The 16,055-nt window shown below is 74.0% G+C and carries 13 protein-coding genes; 5 read left to right on the top strand and 8 right to left on the bottom strand.

The genetic code is table 11. From position 1 onward, the window contains the following. Positions 1-49: 49 nt before the first annotated feature. The gene (locus GA0070603_RS18990) at positions 50-1,261 is read right to left on the bottom strand and encodes an LOG family protein (RefSeq protein ID WP_091315855.1); all 1,212 of its coding nucleotides are present in this window, start codon (positions 1,259-1,261) and stop codon (positions 50-52) included. A gap of 262 nt (positions 1,262-1,523) precedes the next feature. Here GA0070603_RS18990 and GA0070603_RS18985 point away from each other — a divergent pair, with 262 nt between their 5' ends. After that, positions 1,524-1,952 (top strand): DUF3151 domain-containing protein, encoded by a 429-nt coding sequence (locus GA0070603_RS18985; RefSeq protein ID WP_091315851.1) that lies wholly within the window; start codon positions 1,524-1,526, stop codon positions 1,950-1,952. 48 nt (positions 1,953-2,000) lie between these two features. Here the strand turns inward: GA0070603_RS18985 and GA0070603_RS18980 are convergent, their stop codons facing one another. Both GA0070603_RS18980 and GA0070603_RS18975 read right to left on the bottom strand, forming a co-directional pair. Further along, the gene (locus GA0070603_RS18980) at positions 2,001-3,890 is read right to left on the bottom strand and encodes a MinD/ParA family ATP-binding protein (protein WP_425270510.1); all 1,890 of its coding nucleotides are present in this window, start codon (positions 3,888-3,890) and stop codon (positions 2,001-2,003) included. 503 nt (positions 3,891-4,393) lie between these two features. Beyond that, complete coding sequence (locus tag GA0070603_RS18975; protein ID WP_091315846.1) at positions 4,394-5,392, bottom strand: diacylglycerol kinase family protein; 999 nt, start codon at positions 5,390-5,392, stop codon at positions 4,394-4,396. A 122-nt stretch (positions 5,393-5,514) separates the two neighbouring features. Between GA0070603_RS18975 and GA0070603_RS18970 the strand changes: the two genes are divergently transcribed. The 3 genes from GA0070603_RS18970 (at position 5,515) to purD (ending at position 9,224) form a co-directional block, all read left to right on the top strand. Continuing rightward, entirely contained in the window at positions 5,515-6,804 is a 1,290-nt protein-coding gene (locus GA0070603_RS18970) for an adenylosuccinate synthase (RefSeq protein WP_091315843.1), read from the top strand. A 187-nt stretch (positions 6,805-6,991) separates the two neighbouring features. Beyond that, entirely contained in the window at positions 6,992-7,939 is a 948-nt protein-coding gene (locus GA0070603_RS18965; RefSeq protein ID WP_091315840.1) for a type IV toxin-antitoxin system AbiEi family antitoxin domain-containing protein, read from the top strand. A gap of 37 nt (positions 7,940-7,976) precedes the next feature. Then, a complete protein-coding gene (purD, locus tag GA0070603_RS18960) occupies positions 7,977-9,224 on the top strand; it encodes a phosphoribosylamine--glycine ligase (RefSeq protein WP_091315836.1) in 1,248 nt (415 codons plus the stop codon). A 273-nt stretch (positions 9,225-9,497) separates the two neighbouring features. Here the strand turns inward: purD and GA0070603_RS18955 are convergent, their stop codons facing one another. From GA0070603_RS18955 to GA0070603_RS18940, 4 genes are all read right to left on the bottom strand, one after another. After that, complete coding sequence (locus GA0070603_RS18955) at positions 9,498-11,066, bottom strand: N,N-dimethylformamidase beta subunit family domain-containing protein (protein ID WP_091315833.1); 1,569 nt, start codon at positions 11,064-11,066, stop codon at positions 9,498-9,500. Positions 11,067-11,159: 93 nt separating this feature from the next. Further along, on the bottom strand, positions 11,160-12,725 hold the full coding sequence (locus GA0070603_RS18950; protein WP_091315830.1) for an AMP-binding protein: 1,566 nt from the start codon (positions 12,723-12,725) through the stop codon (positions 11,160-11,162). A gap of 174 nt (positions 12,726-12,899) precedes the next feature. Further along, positions 12,900-14,114 (bottom strand): acyl-CoA dehydrogenase family protein, encoded by a 1,215-nt coding sequence (locus tag GA0070603_RS18945; protein ID WP_091315826.1) that lies wholly within the window; start codon positions 14,112-14,114, stop codon positions 12,900-12,902. A 1-nt stretch (position 14,115) separates the two neighbouring features. Next, on the bottom strand, positions 14,116-14,568 hold the full coding sequence (locus tag GA0070603_RS18940) for an SCP2 sterol-binding domain-containing protein (protein WP_091315823.1): 453 nt from the start codon (positions 14,566-14,568) through the stop codon (positions 14,116-14,118). A 77-nt stretch (positions 14,569-14,645) separates the two neighbouring features. Here GA0070603_RS18940 and GA0070603_RS18935 point away from each other — a divergent pair, with 77 nt between their 5' ends. Beyond that, positions 14,646-15,284, top strand: a complete 639-nt coding sequence (locus GA0070603_RS18935; RefSeq protein ID WP_189193466.1) for a TetR/AcrR family transcriptional regulator — start codon at positions 14,646-14,648, stop codon at positions 15,282-15,284. Here GA0070603_RS18935 and GA0070603_RS18930 read toward each other — a convergent pair. Beyond that, on the bottom strand, positions 15,259-15,927 hold the full coding sequence (locus tag GA0070603_RS18930) for a DedA family protein (protein WP_091315818.1): 669 nt from the start codon (positions 15,925-15,927) through the stop codon (positions 15,259-15,261). The genes GA0070603_RS18935 and GA0070603_RS18930 overlap by 26 nt on opposite strands. Positions 15,928-16,055 lie beyond the last annotated feature (128 nt).

The following is a 16,055-nucleotide window of genomic DNA, read 5'->3' as shown; positions in this document are numbered from 1 at the left end:
CGCGTGAACCGGAGGCCGGCACCCGATCGGGTGCCGGCCTCCGCGCGTCTCAGCCGGCGGTGAGGACCCGTACCGCCTCGCGCACGTCGTCGGTGAGATGCACCGTGGTCGACAGGTCGCCGAACGGGGAGGCCGCGAAGAGCGGCCGCAGCAGCGACTCCACGGGCAGCTCGGTGGTCCAGTAGGTGCGGTCCAGGAAGACGTACGCGCCACTCGCCCCGTCGGTGCCGTAGTAGGTCTTCGTGGCCGCCTGGAACACCTCCTGCACCGTGCCGGCCCGGCCCGGCGCGAAGACGATCCCGCCCCGGGCCAGCCGCAGGATGGTGTCCTCCCGGATGGCGTTGGAGAAGTACTTGGCGATCCGCCCGGCGAACAGGTTCGCCGGCTCGTGCCCGTACAGCCAGGTCGGGATGGCCAGGCCGCCCGAGCGGGCCCACTCGGTGCCGGCCGCCGCCGGGCGGGGCGTGGGCAGGGCCGGCCCGGCCGCGTACCGCTCCCGGACCCGCAGCGCCGCCTCGGTGTAGCGGTCGTGGTCGGTGAAGTCGGGCGCGGTGGCCAGCAGGTCGATCGCCGCGGTCAGCTCCTCCGCCGGCCACGCCGCGAGGAACGCGCCCAGGTTGGCAGCCTCCATCACGCCGGGACCACCGCCGGTGACCACCAGCCGGTCGGCCCGCGCCAGCTCCCAGCCCAGCACCGCCGCCATCCGGTACGCGGCGCTGCCGCGCGGCACCGCGTGCCCGCCCATCACGCCCACCACCGACTGCGGCCCGTGCACGGCCAGCCAGGCCCGGGTGGCGTCGGCCAGGGCGTTGTCCACCCCGTGGTCGTGCAGCCGCTGGCCGAGCGCCTCGCGAACGTCGGGCAGGGCGCCGCCGTGCGCCCGGAAGTGCGCGTACACCCGGGTGTCGTACATCCCTTCGAAGCCGCCCTCGGCGAAGCCGGCGGCCAGGTCGTCGGCGGTGTAGAGGTGGGACGGCTGGGTCGGGTACGGCAGCCCGGAGAAGGGCGGGACGACGTTCGCGCCCCGCCGGACCAGGTCCGCGCCGACCTCGCGGTCGGCGAACCGGCAGCCCACGAAGAGGGTGCCGGCGACCTCGACGCCGCGCAGGTCGGGGACCGGGTCCAAATCGAGGCGGAGGCCCTGCACGGTCAGGCCGGCGAGGCTCCCCTCGGCCAGCCGCCGGTCGAAGGCGGTCCGGGTCTCGATCTCGTCGGGGTTGGCGTGCGGCTCGATGACGTCCGCGGGAGGTGGGGTCGGCACCAGATCATCCTGCCCCGCGGCGGCAAGCCGGCAAACGCGGGCGGCAGGGACAGGAGCCCGGCGGCCAGGCCACCGGGCTCCTGCGTAACCGGGTCCTGGGGAGGCTCCGGATCTGTAGTTGTAGTGGAAAAAGTCGCGCCGCGGCATTAGCCGCGGGTACGTGGGCGCGACGCCGCAGGCGTGACGAAACCCTCAGCCGTTCAGCCGACCGGCTGGCCGGACCCCCTCGCGTACCCCCGGGCGAAGCGGGTTGAATGGGGCGATGCAGAACCTGTTGCCTGAGCCACCGGCCACCCTGCTCCCCGCGCACGAGGAGGCCGACGCCGCGCTGGCGGCCGCCGTCGAGCAGGACACCGACGAGGCGTACGCCGAGGTCGCGGCCCGCTTCCCGACCTACAGCGCGGGCTGGGCGGCGCTGGCCACCCGGGCGCTCGCCGCGGGCCAGGTCATCCCGGCGTACGCGTACGCCCGCACCGGCTACCACCGGGGCCTCGACCAGCTCCGTCGCAGCGGCTGGAAGGGCCACGGCCCGGTGCCCTGGTCGCACAAGCCCAACCGGGGCTTCCTTCGCTGCCTCTACGTGCTCTCCCGCGCGGCCGGCGAGATCGGCGAGGCGGACGAGGCGGCGCGCTGCGCCCAGTTCCTCCGCGACTGCGACCCGGCCGCCGGCGACGCCCTGGCCAGCCACTGAACCGACGCGACGGCCGGGTCCTGGCGAGGAGCCGGCCGTCGCGCCGTCCTACAGCCCCTCCGCCACCGAGGCGGCGATCTTCAACCAGGCGTCCCGCGTGGCCGAGGAGAGCTGGCCGTACCGGATCGGCTCCCCGGTGTCGATGAGCCGCTCGTACGGCGCCAGCAGCACCGCCCGGGTCCGGGCGGCGAAGTGCTCCTGGATGGCCGGCAGGTCGATCTCCTTGCGGGACGGCGGCATCGACACCACCGTCACCGCCTGCCGGACCAGCCGCTGCCGGCCGCTCTGCTCCAGGTGGTCGAGCATCCGGGCGGCGGTCTCGGCCGAGTCGTTCCGCGCCGACATGGTGACCACCAGCTGGTCGGTGGCGTCCATGGCGGCCTGCCAGTTCTGCGCCCGGACGTTGTTCCCGGTGTCCACGAAGATCAGCTTGTAGAAGCGGCTGACCACCTCGCGGATCTCGGCGAACGCCGCCGCGGTCAGCATCTCGCCGCCGGTCGCCGACTCGTCCGACGCGAGCACGTCGAACATGCCCTCGCCCTGCGAGCGGACGTACTGCGACAGGTCGCCCACCCGGCCGTGCGGGCCCTGGAACTGGGCCAGGTCACGCAGCATGTCCCGCACCGTGCGCGAGTGGAAGTCCTGCTGGGCCCGCATCCCGAGGGTGCCCTGGGTCTCGTTGTTGTCCCACGCCAGCACGTACCCGCCGCGCTTCTGGCCGAAGGTCATGGCGAGCAGCAGGATGGCGACCGTCTTGCCGGCACCACCCTTCGGGTTGACCACCGTCACCTGGCGCAGCCCGCCGAAGTTGCGGCGCACCATTTCGATGTCCCGCCGCATCTCCTGCTCCTGCCGCCCCGGCGCGAGCCGGACCAGCCCGATCCTGTTGACCACCGCCCGTACCCCCATGGTGGCGACCGGGTCGACGGGCCGGACCTGCCGCCGCCGCGCGAAGTCCTCCGCCGTCGGCGGGGTGCCGCTCGCCGGCGTCCAGACCTGCTCCGGGTACGCGGCCGTCCCCGGCTGCTGCATCCCGGGCTGCTGTGGTGCCGGCTGCGCCTGTGCGGGCTGTTGCTGCGGTGCGCCTGGCTGCGGGGGCGGGGCCGCCTGCTGGGGCCAGGCCGGCGGGTACCACCCCGGCGTCCCGGCCTGCGGCGCCGGCGCGGACGGGTGGGGCTGCGGACCCGGCGCGGGTGGCCCGGCGTGCGGCGGTGGCGCGGGAGGCCCGGCCTGGGGCGCTGGTGCGGGAGGCCCGTAGCCGGCTGGTCCCGGCGTCGGCTGCGGGTAGCTGCCCGGCCCGGGCGTCGGCTGTCCGTAGCCGACCGGTCCGGGCGGGTAGGCCGTCCCGTCGCCGTAGGACTGCGGGAGTGGCACGCCGGGTGAGGGCGGGAAAGGGCCGAGCCGGGGCGTCTCGGCCTCGGGCGACCCGTCGGCGATCCGGGCGGAGCTCTCGGGGCCGTCGTGGGGTGCCGCCTGCGCCGGTGTCGGGGCTCCGACCGCGGGCGCCGCGTGCGCGGAAGCGGCCGGGCCACTGGTGGGCCGGGCCTGGTCGAGAGCGTGGGCCAGGTTCGGGCCTGCGGCGTGCTGCGTCGGGTCAGCGGCTGTGAGCTGGGTCGAGCTGACGGTGTGGGGTGGTGTCGGGCCCGCGGCGTGCTGTGTCGGCCCGGCCGTGTCGGTTGGGGTCACCGGTTCGGCGGCGGGTGGGCAGGCCAGGCTCTCCGCGCCGCCCTGGGCTGACGGCGTAACTGGACCGGTGTGCGGCCCTGGAGTGGGGTCGGCGGTCGCGCGCTGCGGAGGCTGAGCCCAGGGGGAGTCGGGCCGGCCGTTCGGTGGCGTGCCAGCAACACGGTCACCGGGGCTCTCCGCCTCTCCGGCAGGCGTGTCGCCGTCGGCCGCAGGGGCGTCGGCCCCGGTTCCGTCCGCTGCTCCGGTAGCCAGCCGGGGAGCGCTCGTTCCGGACGTGCCAGCTTCGGGCGTGGCCCCGGAACCGTGAGCCGTGTCGTCCCGGCCGGCGGTGGCCGGTCGGGGGGCGCTCGCCTCGGGGGTGGTCGCCGCTGGCGTGGCTGGCGGTTGGTCGAGGGTGAACGGCAGGTCCAGATCGACCGGGGGCTGCGCCGCGCGGGGTGCGGGCACCACGTCACCCGCGCGGGCCTCGTCGGGAGCGGGCGGCTGCGGCCACGGGGTCGACGGTGCGGCGTCGCCGGGCGGGACGGGCCAGGGTGCCGCGCTCGGCTGGGCCGGGGCCGCCCACGGCGGGGCGGTGACGACCGGGTCGGCCTGCTCGGGCGGCCAGAGCGGTTCGATGTCCCGCTCCGGCACCTGCGGTTGACCCGGCACGTGGGCCCGGTCGGCGTGTTCGTGCACCACGGTTCCTCCCCATTCCTCCCGCCGAGGATAGGCCGTCCGGTCTGCCGGGTGGCCCGAGCGGGGATCGACGGAGGTCAGGCCGTCCAGACCGCCCAGGCGCCCGGCTCGGTCCACCACGACCGCTTCCGGCTCAGCTCACCCTCGACGCCGTCGTCGAGGAAGGGCACCTTCTCGTCCCGCGGTACGACCGCCGCCGCGCGGCCCCGGGCCCGGCGCACCTCCAGCCGTACCCTCTTCCGGCCCAACGCGGAGCGGGTGACCACGGGCACGGCCACGGCCACCTGGACCCGGCCGTCGGACGGGTCCGGGTCGGCCAGCAGCGCCACGTCGCCCAGGCTCGCGTAGCCGCCGGCGTTGCCGATGGCGCAGGCCATGATCGGCTCCTCGCCGGTGCTCAGCAGCTTGCCGTCGACCTCGACCCGGGCCCGCCAGTGCAGCGGCCGGCCCGCGTCGTCGGCCGCGCCGAGCAGCGCGCCGTCCAGCGTCACCGAACCGCCGTCGTTGCGCAGCAGGTCGAGCCGGCGGGGGGTGCCGTCCAGCACCGCGGCGGCCACCGCGGCCGGGTCGCGGGGCAGGCCGAGCTGCGCGGCCAGGTCCCGCGCCGTCCCGGACCGGGCCGGGTCGAGCGGGAGTACGCCGACCGGCGGCAGGTCCGGCACGGTCCGGTTCTCGGGCAGGTCGGCGGGTCGGCGGCTGGGCGGCGGAGCGTACCGCCGGACCAGCCGGCGTAGCACGGCGCGCAACTGACCGTCACTGGCTGTGGCGACGACCAGCCGGGTCTTCGAGTCCGGGTCCGGCCAGGTGAGGCCGTCGGCGCGGGGCGGGCCGTCGAGGCGGGCCAGCACCTCGTCGATCTCCGCGTCCGAACGGGCGATCACCGTCTCCACCCGGGCACCCCGGGCGGTCAGGGCGTCCGCGCAGGCCAGCACCGGTACGCGCGGCGTCTCGCAGCGCTCCTCGGACTTCTCGCCGGCCGCCTCGGACGCGCCCCCGCAGCAGGCCCCACCGCTGCCGCAGCCCCCACCGGAAGCGTCCCGCTCCGAGCCGAGGGTGAGCAGCACCACGTCGTACACGAAGGAGCCTCCTGCTTCTCGACGAACCCCTGCCGGTCCCGCCGTCACTACTTGTTAGCCTGACACCCCGGGCTCGCCGACCGGTCGCCACCTGGCACCCGAGCCTTCTGGAGGCGGAGAAGATGCCAGCGATCGTGCTCATCGGCGCTCAGTGGGGCGACGAGGGCAAGGGCAAGGTTACCGACCTGCTGGGTGAGCGGGTCGACTACGTCGTGCGCTACTCCGGCGGCAACAACGCCGGCCACACGGTGATCACCCCGGACGGCCAGAAGTACGCGCTGCACCTCATGCCGTCCGGCGCGCTCTCGCCGGACGCGATGATCGTCATCGGCAACGGCGTGGTGGTCGACCCGAAGGTGCTGCTGGAGGAGATCGACGGTCTCGCCGAACGGGGCGTGGACGTCTCCCGGCTGCGGATCTCGGGTGACGCGCACCTCATCATGCCGCACCACCGGGCGCTGGACCGGGTGGTCGAGCGCTACCTGGGCAGCTCGCGCATCGGCACCACCGGCCGGGGCATCGGCCCCGCGTACGGCGACAAGGTCGCCCGGATGGGCATCCGGCTCCAGGACCTGCTGGACCCCGGCATCCTGCGCAAGAAGCTGGAGCTGGCGCTCCGCGAGAAGAACCAGGTGCTGTTCAAGGTCTACAACCGCAAGGCGATCGACGTCGACGAGACCGTCGAGGAGTACCTGCGCTACGCGGAGCGGCTGCGGCCGTACATCGCGGAGACCCGGGTGATGCTCTGGGACGCGCTGGACCGCGGCGAGACCGTCCTGCTGGAGGGCGCCCAGGCCACCATGCTCGACATGGACCACGGCACCTACCCCTTCGTCACCTCGTCGAACCCGACGGCGGGCGGGGCGTGCGTGGGCGCGGGCATCCCGCCGACCGCGATCACCAAGGTCATCGCGGTGAGCAAGGCGTACACGACGCGGGTGGGTTCGGGCCCGTTCCCGACCGAGCTGTTCGACGACAACGGGCAGCACCTGCGCAAGATCGGCCACGAGTACGGCACCACGACCGGCCGCGAGCGCCGCACCGGCTGGTTCGACGCCGTCGTGGCCCGGTACGCCTGCCGCCTCAACGGCGTCACCGACCTGGTCATCACCAAGCTGGACGTGCTGACCGGCATGCCGAAGGTGCCGATCTGCGTCGGCTACGAGATTAACGGCGAGCGCTTCGACGACATGCCGATGACGCAGACCGACTTCCACCACGCCACCCCGATCTACGAAGAGCTCGACGGCTGGTGGGAAGACATCACGAAGGCCCGAACCGAAGCCGACCTGCCGGAAAACGCAAGGCGCTACATCGCCCGCATCGAAGAACTCTGCGGCACAAAGGTCAGCATCGTAGGCGTAGGCCCAGGCCGCGAAGAAAACGTGGTGCGCCACCCCCTCCTCCCGTAAGGCCCCGCCCTCCCGCCACCCACCCCCTCACCCTCCCCCGATCGCCCCGGTGATCATGAAGTTATTGCGCTGATACGCCGAGTCCGGTGGCAATAACTTCATGATCAATGCGGCCTCCCCGTCCGGGTGTCCACAGGGTTTTCCACAGGGGTGGTTCTTCGGGGTTTGTGGGGTGCAGGGTCCCCGTGTGGATGCTCTGGCGATCGTGCGTCGGGTTGCGGCGGCCCGGGATGGTGTGGTGACGCTGGCTCAGGCGCGGGCCGCCGGCTTCACCGTGCACGAGGTGCAGCGGCTGTGCCGAGCGGGTCGGTGGCGGGCCCTGGCGCGCGGTGGGTATCTCGTCGACGCTGACGCTTATGACGGCATTCCGCGGCGGGCGCGGATCAGGGCAGCGGTGGCGTCGTTCGGTCCCGGCGCCGCAGCGGTCCTGGGCACTGCCGCCGAGTTGCACCGCATCGATGGGCTGCCGCGCAGCGAGCTGATCCACCTGTCGGTTCCGGGTTCTGCGTCGCGGCCGGTGCGCGACTCTCATCCCGAGGTGGTGGTGCACCAACTCGTCATCGGACCCGGGCAGTTCGGGCGGGTAGCGGGGATCATGGCGACCGATGCCATGCGCACCGTTACCGACCTCGTGTTGCGGGAGGAGCGCTACTGCGCTGTCTCGCTGCTGGACTCCGCGCTGAACCGGCGCCTGCTCTCGCCTGTCGATCTCGAACGGATGCCGTCGCTGTTCCGGGGGCGACGTGGCGCGGTCGCCGCCCGCCGCTACCTCGCTGAGGCGAACGGCCTGGCTCAGTCTCCGCTGGAAACCCGCACCCGGCTCCGTTGCGTCGACGGCGGGATCGCGCCGGACGTCCTCCAGATCGAGGTCCGGGACGGCGACGGCTACCTGTTGGGGATCGGAGACCTGGGTTGGCGCGCGGCCCGGGTCGTCGCCGAGGCGGACGGTCGCCACGCACACGGCGGGCCAGCGGCGCTCTTCGCCGACCGGCACCGGCAGAACCGCCTGGTCAACGCCGGCTGGACGGTGCTGCGCTTCACGTGGTCCGACACCCTGCGCCCGGACTACATCCCCTGGATGGTGCGTTCGGCTGTCACCGCACGAAGACCACCATCCGGGCGGCCGGGCTCATGATCGACAGGGTGGGTGGGGTGGTCAGTAGGATGCCGTCGTGCGGGTTCTTCTTGTGGGTGGTGGAGGGCGGGAGCATGCGCTCGCGCTCGGGCTGGTCGCTGATCCTTCCGTCGAGGCGCTGGTGGCGGTTCCGGGGAATCCGGGGATCGCTGCGGTGGCCGAGGTGCGGGACGTCAACGCCACCGATCCGGCGGCCGTGGCGGCGCTCGCCGTCGAGGTGGCCGCGGATCTCGTGGTGATCGGTCCGGAGGCGCCGCTGGTGGCCGGGGTCGCCGACGCGGTCCGCGCCAAGGGCATCGCGGCCTTCGGCCCGTCGGCCGAGGCGGCCCGGCTGGAGGGCTCGAAGACTTTCGCCAAGGACGTGATGACCGCGGCCGGTGTGCCGACCGCCCGGGCCTACACCTGCACTGACGCGGCGAGCGTCGGGAAGGCGCTCGACGAGTTCGGTGCGCCGTACGTCGTGAAGAACGACGGGCTGGCCGCGGGCAAGGGTGTCGTGGTGACCGATGACCGCGCCGCCGCCGTACGGCACGCGGAGGAGTGCGGCCGGGTGGTGATCGAGGAGTACCTGGCCGGTCCCGAGGTCTCGCTGTTCGTGGTCACCGACGGGGAGGCGGCCGTGCCGCTGCTGCCCGCACAGGACTTCAAGCGGGTCGGCGACGGCGACACCGGGCCGAACACGGGCGGCATGGGCGCGTACACGCCGCTGCCCTGGGCTCCGCCCGGCCTCGTCGACGAGGTGATGCGCGACGTGGTGCACCCGACGCTGGCCGAGTTGCGCCGCCGGGGCACCCCGTTCGCCGGCCTGCTCTACGTGGGCCTGGCGATCACGGCCGCCGGCCCGCGCGTGATCGAGTTCAACGCCCGCTTCGGCGACCCGGAGACGCAGGTGGTGCTCGCCCTGCTGGAGACGCCGCTGGGCGGGCTGCTGCACGCCGCCGCCACCGGCACGCTTGCCGCGCATCCGCCGCTGCGGTGGCGTGACGGCGCGGCGGTCACCGTCGTGGTGGCGGCCGAGGGCTACCCGGCGGCGCCGCGTACCGGTGACGTCATCACCGGCGCCGACCGTGCCGGCGTCATTCACGCCGGCACGCGCCGCGACGCCGACGGCAGCCTGCGGTCCGCCGGGGGCCGGGTCCTCTGCGGTACGGCCACCGGGCCCGACCTGGCCGCCGCGCGGGACGCCGCCTACGAGGTCGTACGCGGCATCGGGCTGGCCGGCTCGCACCACCGTTCCGACATCGCCGCCGCCGCCGTGCACGGCCAGATCGATCTTCCCGGCTGACCGGGTCGACCGCCTTGTAGCGGCAATGCGGCCGGTGGACGGCCGACTCCGCCTTCCCGCTGACCGGACCCGGCCGTCTCGACCCGGGTTGAGCGGTGCGGCGCCGTGGACGATCGACCCCGCCTGATCGGGCCCGGCCGTCTCGTCCCCGTCCTGACCGATGGCGGCGACGAGGCGACCACCTGCCGGCCGCCGTCGAGGGTTACCGCGACGGCTGCCGTTCGGAGAAGACCACCGGCCGGTCCGGGCGGCCGGGACGCGCTGACGCCGTCGTCAGCGGTTGGTCGGGCCGGGCGTGACCGCCGGCTGATCCGCCGTTTCGAGGCCGGTCTCGTCCGGCGGCACCGCGCCGCGGGGCATGCGGCCGAGGATCCGGTCGAGCACGTTGGCGGTGGCCCGTTCGATCCGCTCGTCGCGGTGCCCGCGCCGGTTGAGCGCCATCGTCCAGCCGAGCGTGCCGGTGGCGAAGACCACCGCGCCACCCGGCCGTTCGTAGACGTGGGTGCTCTGCATCCGCCGCCCGCCCTGCTGTGCGGGGTAGGGCGACCCGCTGAGCGGGGTCTCGCGGAGTCCGAGGGGCCGGGCGGTGCCGGCGTGGACGCCGTCGGCCTCGCCCCGGACGACCCCGGGAATGCGGTCCCCGTCGGCCACCCCGGTGCCGGCCCACAACCAGTGGTCGGCCGACCGGACCACCAGCGGCTGCGGGGTGACGACGATGCCGTTGTACTGGACGCCGAGCAGCGCCTGCTCGGGCTTGTCGAGGCCGCGCCAGGTGACCGTGGGCCCGGCGGCGTCCTCGTCGGGGTCCGGGGTGGTCTTGGCGCAGGCGACGACCCGCTCCGGGCGGCCGTCGGCGGAGGGTCGCACCCGGATGTGCCAGTAGACGCTGTTGGCGCCGAGGAACGCGAGGCTGGTGCCGTCGGCCAGCCCGGCCTCGGCGGCCCGGCGCATCTCCGCCGACCAGTACTCGTCGTGCCCGCAGAACACCAGCCCCCGGTGGCGGGCCGGGTCGAGCCGCCCGGAGTGCAGGTCGAAGCTGGTGGCGTAGCTGATGTCGTAGCTGTTGCGTTCGAGCCACTGGACGGCGTCGTGGTCCCGGCTGAACTGGTTGGGCTGGCCCGAGTCGGCGTACGGGCGGTCGAAGGAGACCTCACGCGCGCGCAGCGACGGATCCCGCCGGCCGCTGGCGGCGTAGCCGTTGTAGAGGCTCTTGCCGGCCCGCCGGTCCCGCGGCCACTGGTTGTACGCCTGCCAGGTGGTCACCGGCAGCACCACGCAGAGCGCGGCGGCCCGCCGGTCGTCCCGCACCACGAACGGGGTGCACGCGCGCCAGCCGTCGGCGGAGGTGAAGACCGCCTGGTAGAGGCCGGAGGTCCAGTCCTCGGGGATGCGGAGGGTCCAGGACACCGGCCAGCGGCAGGCGATGGCCCCGGTCGCCGGGTCGGCGGGCGGCACCGGCTGCGGGGCGCCGTCCAGGTCCGGGCTGGTCAGCATGGTCCGGGCGCCGGCGCCGTCGTACCAGCCGAGCCGGTGCACGGTGATCCGGAACCGGCCGGCCGGATTGACCGCGACGTGGAAGTCGACGGACTCGCCGGGGGCGAGGCTTGTCGTCGAGGCGTACCCCTGGATCTGCCGCCGCCGGTCGTCGGCGGTCCGGGAGCCCTCCGGCGGCCACCAGGGCTCGCCGGCCGCGCGGTTCTCCACCTCGACGGGCGGGGACTGCCGGCGGACCGGCGTGGCGTCGCGGCGTCGGCTGAGCACGGGCTCGGAGGTGCCGAGCGCCGTGGCGGAGACGCCACCGAGGAGGAGACCGAGGGCCCAGCGCCGACGGATCCGGACCATGCGAGCAGCTCCCGAGGGGGTGGAAGGCACTGCCGGAACAGCCGGCGCAGGGAAGGTACCACCGGCGATGGGGCCTCGTCCGTCCCCTGTGGCTCAGCCGTAGTAGCGGCGGAGTTCCCGGCTGAGCACCTTGCCGGTGGCGTTGCGCGGCAGGTACTTCACGAACACCACGTCCCGGGGTACGGAGAAGCGGGCCAGGTAGTGGCGGACGTACTCGCGGACCGCCTCCGGGTCGAGCGTCTCGCCGGGGTGCAGGGCGAGGAACGCGGCCAGCCGCTGGCCGTACTCGGTGTCCGGCACGCCGATCACCGCGACCTCGCGGACCTGCGGCAGGCGGGCGATGAGGTCCTCCACCTCGGACGGGAAGACGTTCTCGCCGCCGGAGACGATCATGTCGTCGGCGCGCCCGTCGACGAAGAGCAGGCCCTCGGGGTTCATGCGGCCCAGGTCGCCGGTGTCCAGCAGGCCGTCGCGGCTCTCGCGGCCGGCGCCCGAGGTGTAGCCCTCGAAGAGCATCTCGTTGCCCACGAAGATCCGGCCGACGCGGCCGTCCCGGACCGGTTCGCCAGCGTCGTCCAGGATCTCCAGCCGGGTGCCGTGCGGGGGTCGGCCCGCCGTGGTGGGGGCCGTGCGCAGCTCGGCCGGGCCGGCGATGGAGGCCCAGGAGACCTCGGTCGAGCCGTAGAGGTTGTGGAGGACGTCGCCGTAGCGGTCCATGAAGGCGGTGGCCAGGCCGCCGGGGAGCGCCGAGCCGCTGACCGCGACCACCTTGAGCGGCGGCCGGGACGCGGGCGGTGGCACCTCCATGAGCCGTTGCAGCATCACCGGTACGGCGAAGAGCGCGTCGCAGGGTTGCGCGGCCAGGGCGGCCAGCGTGGCGGCCGGGTCGAACCGGCGGTGCAGCACGATCGTGGCGCGCAGCGCGAACGACACCTGGAGGGCGGCGTACCCCCAGGTGTGGAAGAGGGGCGCGGCGATCAGCACGGTGTCGTGCACGTGCAGCGGGATGCGGTCGATGATGGACACCAGCGGGCCGAAGCCGTGCGGCGTGGGCCGGCGGGCGCCCTTGGGCGCGCCGGTGGTGCCGGAGGTGAGCACGATGGTCCGGCCGTCGCGCTCCGGCGGCTGGAGCTGGTCACCGGGCAGCGCGCCGGCGATCAGCTCCTCCTGGCGGCGCTCGTCGACCCGGTGCAGCTCGGCGGGGAGGCCGAGGATCCGCTCGGCGAACTCGGCGTCGTGCACGAGCACGCGCAGGCCCTGCTCCTCGGCCACCGTGGCCAGCTGGGCCGCGGACAGACCGGTGTTGACGAGGACGGCGTCCGCGCCGAGCAGCATGGCGGCGACGATCGCCTCGATGAGGCCGTGGTGGTTGCGGCAGAGCACGCCCACCCGGTCGCCGGCCTGCACGCCGAGCCCGGCCCGCAGGGACCGGGCCAGCCGTTCGGACCGGTCCAGCAGTTCCTGGTACGTCAGCGCGGCGCCGTGCTCGTCGACGACGGCGACGCGCCCCGGGTCGCGGGCGGCGGCCTGGCGCAGCTCCCCGGCGAGGCTCCAGCCCCACCGGCGCAGCGCGTTGAGTTGGGAGGCCACCCGGATCGGGCGGCCCGGATTGAGCAGTCCGCGTCGGGTCAGCGTGGCGACGATGAACGGCAGGTCCAAGTCGCGACCCTCCTTCGCGTTCGTGTTCTCCCGATCATGCACCCGGGGCGGCGCGGTGCCGAGCCCACGTGATCAGGTGCCCAGCCTGCGGACACTCTGAACGTGCGAGGTGGACCGGCGGCCCGACCCGCGGCGCGCGGTGCCACCGCGGGTCGGGTCGGGGTCCGCCGGCGATCAGCGGATCTGCATACCGGAGATGGCCCGGGAGATGACCAGCCGCTGGATCTCGGAAGTGCCCTCGAAGATGGTGTAGATCTTGGCGTCCCGGTACCACCGCTCGACCGGGTGGTCGCGCAGGAAGCCCGCGCCGCCGAGGAGCTGGACGGCCCGGTCGGTGACCGACACGGCCACCTCGCCGGCCTTGAGCTTGGACATCGAGCCCTCGCCCGCGCTGAACGGCCGGTTGTTGCGGCCCATCCAGGAGGCCCGCCACACCAGCAGCCGGGCCGCGTCGATCTCCATCTTCATGTCGGCGAGCGCGAACGCGACCGCCTGGTTCTCGATGATGGGCCGGCCGAACTGGACCCGTTCCTTGGCGTAGTCGAGGGCGTACTCGTACGCGGCGCGGGCCACGCCGAGCGCCTGCGCGCCGACTGTCGGTCGGGACAGTTCGAACGTGCGCATGGCGGCCTGGCCGGAGGCGCGCTGGCCGGTGCGCGCGCGGGCGAGCCGCTCGTCGAGCGCCTCCCGGCCGCCGAGCAGGCAGCGCCCGGGCACCCGTACGTCGTCGAGGAAGACGTCGGCGGTGTGCGAGGCGCGGAGCCCGAGCTTGCGCAGCTTGCGGGTGGCGGTGAGCCCCGGCGTGCCCGGCGGCACGACGAACGCGGCCTGCCCCCGCGAGCCCAGTTCGGGTTCGACCGAGGCGGTGACGACGTGCACGCCGGCGATGCCGCCGTTGGTGGCGTACGCCTTCTGCCCGTTGAGCACCCACTCGTCGGTGGCCTCGTCGTAGACCGCGCGGGTCCGCATCGAGCCGACGTCGGAGCCGGCCTCCGGCTCGGTGGTGCAGAACGCCGCGACGGCGGGCTGGTCGACGTCGCCGAAGCACTGCGGCACCCACTCGACGAGCTGGTCGGGGGTGCCGGCGCCGTAGATGGCGGCGACGGCCAGCGAGGTGCCGAAGATGCTCAGGCCGATGCCGGCGTCACCCCAGAACAGTTCCTCGCTGGCGATCGGCAGGGAGAGGCCGGTCGGGTCGGCCCAGCAGGTGGCGAGGAACTCGAAGCCGTACAGGCCGACCTTCGCCGCCTCCTGGATGATCGGCCAGGGCGTCTCCTCGCGGGCGTCCCACTCGGCCGCGGCCGGGCGCACGACCTCGGCGGCGAAGCCGTGCACCCAGTCGCGAAGGTCCCGCTGTTCCTCGTTCAGGTCGAGCGAGAACTCGGCCATCTCAGGCCTTGGGGATGTCGAACAGGTTGGCGATGTTGGCGGCGAGGCCCAGGTCGCCCTTGGCCTTCAGCTTGCCGGTCATGAACATCATGACCGGGTTGCCACCACCGGAGACGATCTTCAGGAACTCGACCGGGCCCATGGTGAGGCTGAGCTTCGGGTCCCGGGTGGGGGTCTCCGAGACGGTGCAGGTGCCGTTCTCGATGACGATCTCGTAGGTGTCGGTGCCACCGTCGGGACGGCCGGTGATGTTCCAGTGGATGACCGCGTTGGTGGAACCCGCCCGGTCGGCCCGGAACAGGCTCGGCATCCGGTTGAAGACCTCGCTCAGGATCTTGCCGCGCAGGTCGCCGGACATGATCTCGGCGAGCTTGTCGTCGGGGGTGGACTTGACCAGCTGCGCGAACTCCTTCGGGCCGACGTTCGCGAAGTTGGCCGGGTCGAAGTCACTCATGGGGGATGCACCTCTCGGGCGAGCCGACTTTGGTTACTCGGGCGTAACCTTACGCACGAGTAGGTATGCTCGCAAGGGTGTCCAGCACACCGACCTTCAAGCGCCTCCCCCGCGCCGTGCGCGAGCAGCAGATGCTCGACGCGGCGGTAAAGGTCTTCTCCCGCCGGGGCTTCCACGCGGCCAGTATGGACGAGATCGCCGACGACGCCGGCATCTCCAAGCCGATGGTCTACGCGTACCTCGGCACCAAGGAGGAGCTCTTCGTCGCCTGCCTGCACCGCGAGGGCACCCGGATGATGGAGGCCATCGCCGGGGCGGCCGCCTCCGACCTGCCCGCCGACGAGCGGCTCTGGCGCGGGCTGCGCGCCTTCTTCGGCTTCGTGGGCGCGCACCGGGACGGCTGGGCCGTGCTCTACCGGCAGGCCCGCGGCGAGCAGCCGTTCGCCGCCGAGCTGGCCACGATGCGCGGGCGGCTGGTCGAGGTGGTCGCCGGGATGCTCGACCACGCGCTGCGCGCCAAGGGGCGCGAGGTCCGGGCCACCGACCTGGAGGTCGTCGCGTACGCCCTGGTCGGCGCCACCGAGTCGCTCGCCGACTGGCTGGCCGACCACCCGGAGGCCGACCCGGAGAAGACCGCCACCCGCATGATGAACGTGGCCTGGCTCGGCGCCGACCAGTTGCTGCGCGGGATCACCTGGCATCCGCCGGCCGGCTGAGCCGGGCACACGCCCCCCGCCGGCGCCGGCCCCGCGCCCAGCGCACCGCCTCCACCACCACGGTCAGGGCCACCGCCAGGCCCAGCCCGAGCAGCAGCCCGCGCACCGGGTCCCGCTCGAAGGCGAGCCCGCCGAGGTAGCCGACCAGCGCGGAGTAGATGCCCCAGGAGAGCGCCGCCAGTGCGTCGAAGGCCAGGAACCGCCGCCGGGGAAACCGGGTCGCGCCCATGGTCAGCGTGACCGCGGTCCGTCCACCGGGGACGTACCGGGCCACCGTCAGGATCAGGCCGCCGCGCGCCGCGATGCCGCGCCGGGCCCGCTCGAACGCGGCCCGCCGCCGGCTGCCCCGACCGGTTCGACCCGTCGCCGTGCCGGCCGCCGGAATCCGGGCCAGCAGCCGGCCGCCGCCGTGCCGGCCGATCGCGTACGAGACATGGTCGCCGACGAACGCCCCGAGTGCGGCCGCCCCGACCACCAGTGGCAGGTCCGGCTGGCCGGTGGCGGCGAACACCCCGGCCGTGATGACGGCGGTCTCGCTCGGCACCACCGGGAAGAAGCCGTCGACCACCGCGATGGCGAACAGCGCCAGGTAGACCCAGGGCGAGGACATGGTCTGGTGGAGCAGGTCGAGCACCGAATCCATGGCCCCGATGCTTGTCGCGCCCCCGGTCCCCGCCATCTGCCGTCGGTCGGCCGGCGGCTGTCACTTTCGTCGCGTCGTACCCCGACGGGCCGTCGGGGTCGGCCCCCAAACCACCCCGAGGTACGCCC

This window comes from Micromonospora chersina (assembly GCF_900091475.1).
Lineage (GTDB): Bacteria > Actinomycetota > Actinomycetes > Mycobacteriales > Micromonosporaceae > Micromonospora > Micromonospora chersina.
This window is presented reverse-complemented; position numbering and strand designations above follow the sequence as displayed.

Coding starts and splice junctions, on each gene's coding strand:
- GA0070603_RS18955 (WP_091315833.1), bottom strand. CDS start 11,066: ATGGTCCGGATCCGTCGGCGCTGGGCCCTCGGTCTCCTCCTCGGTGGC.
- GA0070603_RS18940 (WP_091315823.1), bottom strand. CDS start 14,568: ATGAGTGACTTCGACCCGGCCAACTTCGCGAACGTCGGCCCGAAGGAG.
- GA0070603_RS18930 (WP_091315818.1), bottom strand. CDS start 15,927: ATGGATTCGGTGCTCGACCTGCTCCACCAGACCATGTCCTCGCCCTGG.
- GA0070603_RS18970 (WP_091315843.1), top strand. CDS start 5,515: ATGCCAGCGATCGTGCTCATCGGCGCTCAGTGGGGCGACGAGGGCAAG.
- GA0070603_RS18945 (WP_091315826.1), bottom strand. CDS start 14,114: ATGGCCGAGTTCTCGCTCGACCTGAACGAGGAACAGCGGGACCTTCGC.
- GA0070603_RS18985 (WP_091315851.1), top strand. CDS start 1,524: ATGCAGAACCTGTTGCCTGAGCCACCGGCCACCCTGCTCCCCGCGCAC.